Genomic DNA, 6,000 nt, shown 5'->3' on the forward strand with positions numbered 1-6,000 from the left:
ACCGCATACTCGGCCATCGAATCATCCGAGCTGTGTCGGAGAATTTTCGTCCTGACCCTGGACGCTGCCGCGTGGACGGCGCTATACATCGGATGACCAACAGAGGTCCGATGTTCTTCCCCCGGGGGTGCGTGCATGAGTCAGAGCGTCACGGAGTTCGAGGTTCACGACATCCGCTTCCCCACCTCGGAACAGCTCGACGGCTCCGACGCCATGAACCCGGACCCCGACTACTCCGCCGCCTATGTGGTGATGCGTGCGAGCGACGGGGCCGAGGGACACGGCTTCTGCTTCACCATCGGGCGCGGCAACGATGTCACCGCCGCCGCCATCGAGGCGCTGCGTCCCTACGTCATCGGGCGCACGGCTCCCCGTACGGCCGCCGATCTCGCCGCGCTCCACATCGAACTGACCCATGACTCGCAGCTGCGCTGGCTCGGCCCCGAGAAGGGCGTGATGCACATGGCGGCCGGCGCGGTCATCAACGCCGCCTGGGACCTGGCGGCCAAGCGTGCGGGACAGCCCGTCTGGGAATTCCTCGCCTCGATGAGCCCCGAAGAACTCGTCTCGCTCGTCGACTTCCGCTATCTGACCGACGTCCTCACCCGCGACGAGGCCCTGGCCATCCTGCGGGCCGCCGAACCCGGCCGGGCCGAACGGGCCGAGCGGCTGCGTGCCCAGGGCTATCCCGCGTACACCACGTCGCCGGGCTGGCTCGGCTACTCCGACGAGAAGCTCGTCAGGCTCGCCAAGGAGGCCGTCGCCGACGGCTTCGGCCAGATCAAGCTGAAGGTCGGCGGGGACATCGACGACGACATCCGGCGTATGAAGCTCGCCCGCGCCGCCGTCGGACCCTCCGTACGGATCGCCGTGGACGCCAACCAGCGCTGGGACGTCGACGACGCCGTCCGCTGGATGACCGCCCTCGCGCCGTACGAACCGCACTGGATCGAGGAGCCGACGAGCCCCGACGACATCCTCGGCCATGCCGCCGTACGCGCGGGTCAGCCGGTCAAGGTCGCCACCGGCGAACACGTCGCCAACCGGGTCGTGTTCAAGCAGCTGCTCCAGGCAGGGGCCGTCGACTTCGTCCAGATCGACGCGGCCCGCGTCGCAGGCGTCAACGAGAATCTCGCCATCCTGCTGCTCGCCGCCAAATATCACGTCCCCGTCTGCCCGCACGCCGGCGGGGTAGGACTGTGCGAACTCGTCCAGCATCTCGCCATGTTCGACTACGTCGCCGTCTCAGGCAGCTGGGAGGACCGCGTCATCGAGTACGTCGACCACCTCCACGAGCACTTCACCGACCCCGCCGTGATCGACTCCGGGCGCTATGTCGCCCCGCGCGCCCCGGGTTTCTCCGCCCGCATGCTTCCCGAGTCGATCGCGGCGCACCGCTATCCGCAGGGGCCGATCTGGCAGGCCCGGCGCACCATCGAGGAGGTCAACTCATGACGGCCCAAGGGGACTTGCGGGACTTCGAGGGACTGTCGGCCCTGGTGACCGGCGGCGCCTCGGGCATCGGGGCCGCCGTGGCGACGCTGCTGCTCAGCCGCGGCGCGTGGGTCGCCGTACTCGACCGGGAGACCGCGGGAGCGCCCGACGGCGTCCTCGCCCTCAAGGCCGATGTCACCGACGACGAGGCCGTACGCAGCGCAGTCGACCGCGCCGCCGCGGAGTTCGGTGCGCTGCACACCGTCGTCTCCAATGCGGGCATCGGCGCCATCGGCACCGTCGCCGACAACGCCGACGAGGAGTGGCAGCGCGTCCTCGACATCAACGTCCTGGGCATGGTGCGCGTCGCCCGGCACGCCCTGCCGCATCTGCGCCGGGCGGCCGCCGACCGCCCCGGCCAGGTGTCCATCACCCAGACCTGTTCCATCGCCGCCACCGCCGGACTGCCCCAACGCGCCCTCTACAGCGCCAGCAAGGGCGCTGTCCTCTCCCTCACACTCGCCATGGCCGCCGACCATGTGCGCGAGGGAATCCGCGTCAACTGCGTCAACCCCGGTACCGCCGACACTCCGTGGATCGGCCGCCTGCTCGACCAGGCCGACGACCCCGCGGCCGAACGCGCAGCCCTGGAAGCCCGCCAGCCCACCGGACGGCTGGTCGCGGCGGCCGAGGTGGCGGCCGCCGTCGTGTATCTCGCCAGCCCCGCCGCGGCGGCCGTCACGGGCACGGCACTCGCGGTCGACGGCGGAATGCAGGGACTGCGCCTGCGGCCGCCGAACTGAGCACCCCCCAGCACCATCCAGCGTCACCTGAGCCGACATCACCGAAGGACGGGACACCAATGAGAGTGCGTACGACAAGTGCCGCGGCCTGCGCGGTGCTGCTGGCCGTGACAGCCCTCGCGGGCTGCAACCGGGACTCGGACAGCGGGTCCGGCGGGGGCAAGGTGGGCATCGATCTGCCGCGCAGCGACAGCGATTTCTGGAACTCCTACCAGCAGTACATCGAGAAGGGCGTCAAGGACGGTGACGTATCCGCACTGTCCCTGACCAACTCCCAGAACGACATCGGCAAGCTGGTCGCCAACGTCCAGACCTTCACCGACCAGGGCGCCAAGGCCGTCGTCATGGCCCCGCAGGACACCGGCGCGATAGCCGAGTCCCTGCAGAGCCTGGAGGAGAAGAAGATTCCGGTCGTCAGCGTCGACACCCGGCCCGACAAGGGCAGGGTCTACATGGTGGTCCGGGCCGACAACCGCGCGTACGGCGAGAAGGCCTGCACGTACCTCGGTGAGCAGCTGAAGGGCAAGGGCAAGGTCGTGGAGTTCCAGGGCGATCTGGCCTCCATCAACGGCCGCGACCGCTCAGAGGCGTTCAAGTCCTGCATGACCAAGAAGTTCCCCGGCATCAAGGTCTTCGAGCTGGCCACCGACTGGAAGGGCGATGTCGCATCCGCCAGGCTCCAGTCCACGCTCGCCGCGCACCCCGACATCAACGGCATCTACATGCAGGCCGGCGGTGTCTTCCTGCAGCCCACGCTCGCTCTCCTGGAGCAGAAGAAGCTGCTGAAGGCCCCCGGGACCCCGGGCCACATCACGATCATCTCCAACGACGGCATCCCGGAGGAGCTCGACGCCATCAAGGCCGGGAAGATCGACGCCACGGTCTCCCAGCCCGCCGACCTGTACGCCAAGTACGCGCTGTACTGGGCCAAGCAGGCGCTGGACGGAAAGACCCCCAAGGAGGGGGCGACCGACCACGAATCCACCATCATCAAGATCCCGAACGGGTTCGAGGACCAGCTGCCCGCGCCGCTGGTGACCAAGGCGAACGTGGACGACCCGAAGCTGTGGGCCAACCAGCTGGAGAAGAAGAGCTAGTCATGGCGCACGAGCACCAGGCCGCACCGGCCGCCGTACAGGCGGAAGGCATCGTCAAGCGCTTCGGTCCGACCGCGGCGCTCGACGGTGTACGGCTGACCGTCGCGCCCGGCGAGTCGCACGCACTCGTCGGGCGCAACGGCGCCGGCAAGTCCACCCTCGTCAGCGTCCTCACCGGACTCCACAAGCCGGACGCGGGCCACGTCACCTTCGGCGGCGAGCCCGCACCCGCCTTCGGGGACATGGCCGCCTGGCAGTCCAAGGTCGCCTGCGTCTACCAGAAGTCGATGGTCGTGCCCGATCTGACCGTCGCCGAGAACCTCTTCCTGAACCGCTTCGACACAACGAGCCGTTTCATCAGCTGGCGGCAGCTGAGGCGGCGCGCCGAGGAGCTGCTCGCCGGGTACGGAGTGAGTGTCGACCCGAATGCCAGGGCGAAGGATCTCGCCGTCGAGCAGCGGCAGTTCGTCGAGATCGCCCGCGCCCTGTCCTTCGGCGCGCGGCTGATCATCCTGGACGAGCCGACCGCCCAGCTCGACGCCCGCGGCATCCAGCGGCTCTTCACCAAGCTGCGTGAACTGCAGAGCCAGGGAGTGGCGTTCCTCTTCATCTCCCACCATCTGCAGGAGGTGTACGAACTGTGCACCGCCGTCACCGTCTACCGCGACGCCCGCCACGTGATCACGGCGCCCGTCGCCCACCTCACCAAGGACGATCTGGTTGCCGCCATGACGGGTGAGTCGACCGGGGGGCCGTCGACCTGGCACGCGCCCGTCGGTTCCGTCCGGGACGAGGAGCCCGTACTGCGAACGGAAGGGCTCACCCTGGACGGCGAGTTCGAGCCGCTCGACCTGGAGGTGCGTCCCGGCGAGGTGCTCGGTCTCGCCGGGGCCGCGGCCAGCGGCAACACCGCGCTCGGCGAGACCCTGGTCGGCATGCGCAGAGCGAGCGCGGGCCGGATCACGGTACGCGGCCGGGACGTGAAGCCCGGCAGCGTCCCGCACGCGCTCGACGCCGGTATCGGCTACATCCCCGAGGACCGCCATCGCCAGGGTCTGGTCGTCGGCCGCAGCGTCGCCGAGAACGCCACCCTCACGGTCACCGACCAGCTCGGGCCATGGGGGACCGTACTGCCCTCTCGTACAAGGGAATTCGCCCAGTCCATGATCTCTTCGCTCGACATCAAGACACAGGGACCCGAGCAGCCCGTATCCGGGCTCTCCGGCGGAAATCAGCAGAAGGTCGTCGTCGCCCGCGCGCTCGCCCGCAAGCCCAGCGCGCTGGTGGCGCTGCGGCCCACCGCGGGCGTGGATGTGAAGTCCAAGGACTCGCTGCTCGGGGTCGTACGACGGGTGGCGGACGAAGGCAGCGCGGCCGTGATCATCTCGGACGAGCTGGACGATCTACGGGTGTGCGACCGGGTGCTCGCCCTCTTCCACGGGCGGGTCGTCGCGACATTCGGGAGCGGGTGGACCGACCGGGAACTGGTCGCCGCGATGGAAGGTGTGGGGGAGCGGGAATGACCGGCACGATACGGCCGCTGACGGCCGACGAGACCAAGATCGACAGCCCGCGCGGCAGGCTGCAGCTGATCCGGTGGAGCGATTTCTCGCTGGTGCCGGTCATCCTGGTGCTGATGGTGATCGGCTTCATCGTCTCGCCGGTCTTCCTCACCTCCAACAACCTGATCAGCGTGGTCCAGCAGTCCTCCGAGTTGAGTCTGCTCGTGCTCGGACAGGCGCTGATCCTGATCTGCGGCCGGATGGATCTGTCGCTGGAGTCGACGATCGGTATCGCCCCGGTCATCGCCATGTGGCTGGTCCTGCCGAGCTCCGGGGGCCGGTTCGCCGGGCTCGAATTTCTGCCTGTCTGGATGGCGATCCCGGTCTGTCTGCTGGTCGGCGTGGTCATCGGCGCGATCAACGGCTTCCTGATGCTGAAGCTGCGCGTCAACGGCTTCATCGCCACGCTCGGCATGCTGACCATGCTCCGTGGCCTCCACATCGGCATCACCGAGGGCAAGTCGATCACCGATGTCCCGGAGTCCTTCCGGTACCTCGGCAAGACCGACTGGCTCGGCGCCCCGGCCGCGGTGTGGATCTGTCTGGCGCTCTTCGCGATCGGCGGCGCGGCGCTGGCGTATCTGCGCCACGGGCGGGCGCTGTACGCGATCGGCGGCAACCCGGAGGCGGCCCGGGCGGCCGGTATCCGGGTCGACCGGATCACCTGGATCGTCCTGGCGATCGGCGGCTTGCTCGCCGCGTTCGCGGGCGTTCTGTACACCGGCCACTACGGCTCGGTCGCGGCCACCCAGGGCAACGGCTGGATCTTCCAGGTGTTCGCGGCGGCGGTGATCGGTGGGATCAGCCTGAAGGGGGGCCGGGGGACGCTGTTCGGTGCGCTGACGGGTGTGCTGACGCTTCAGCTGGTGGTGAATGTGATGACGCTGGGTGGGGTGCCGGCGCTGTGGAACCAGTTCCTGAACGGGGCGATCATCATTGTGGCGCTGGTGATTTCGCGCTTCGCGAGCGGGGAGAGGCAGGACTAGCGGGACGGGGTCCGCTGCACGGGACGGGCTGGATGTGCGGCGGCGGGGCCGACCCCGGCCCGGGGGGGGGGTTTGGGGGGGGGGGGGGGCGGGGGGCCCGCGTGTTGGGGGGGGGGCT

The 6,000-nt window shown here is 69.2% G+C and carries 5 protein-coding genes; all 5 read left to right on the forward strand.

The window, feature by feature from the left end; genetic code table 11:
- Positions 1–135 precede the first annotated feature (135 nt).
- Genes ABZS64_RS28135 through ABZS64_RS28155 form a run of 5 tightly spaced genes read left to right on the forward strand, consistent with a single transcriptional unit; the run spans position 136 to position 5,882 of the window.
- Positions 136–1,455, forward strand: a complete 1,320-nt coding sequence (locus ABZS64_RS28135; RefSeq protein ID WP_355835395.1) for an enolase C-terminal domain-like protein — start codon at positions 136–138, stop codon at positions 1,453–1,455.
- On the forward strand, positions 1,452–2,237 hold the full coding sequence (locus ABZS64_RS28140) for an SDR family oxidoreductase (RefSeq protein WP_355835397.1): 786 nt from the start codon (positions 1,452–1,454) through the stop codon (positions 2,235–2,237). Before ABZS64_RS28135 ends, ABZS64_RS28140 begins: the two co-directional genes overlap by 4 nt.
- A gap of 59 nt (positions 2,238–2,296) precedes the next feature.
- Positions 2,297–3,334: a sugar ABC transporter substrate-binding protein gene (locus ABZS64_RS28145; RefSeq protein ID WP_355835400.1), complete on the forward strand. Its 1,038-nt coding sequence runs from the start codon at positions 2,297–2,299 to the stop codon at positions 3,332–3,334.
- Positions 3,335–3,336: 2 nt separating this feature from the next.
- Positions 3,337–4,857, forward strand: coding sequence for a sugar ABC transporter ATP-binding protein (locus ABZS64_RS28150; protein ID WP_355835403.1), 1,521 nt, complete (start codon positions 3,337–3,339; stop codon positions 4,855–4,857).
- Positions 4,854–5,882 (forward strand): ABC transporter permease, encoded by a 1,029-nt coding sequence (locus ABZS64_RS28155; RefSeq protein ID WP_355835406.1) that lies wholly within the window; start codon positions 4,854–4,856, stop codon positions 5,880–5,882. Before ABZS64_RS28150 ends, ABZS64_RS28155 begins: the two co-directional genes overlap by 4 nt.
- Positions 5,883–6,000: the final 118 nt, after the last annotated feature.

The sequence above is a fragment of the Streptomyces sp. NPDC005408 genome (assembly GCF_040606445.1).
Lineage (GTDB): Bacteria > Actinomycetota > Actinomycetes > Streptomycetales > Streptomycetaceae > Streptomyces.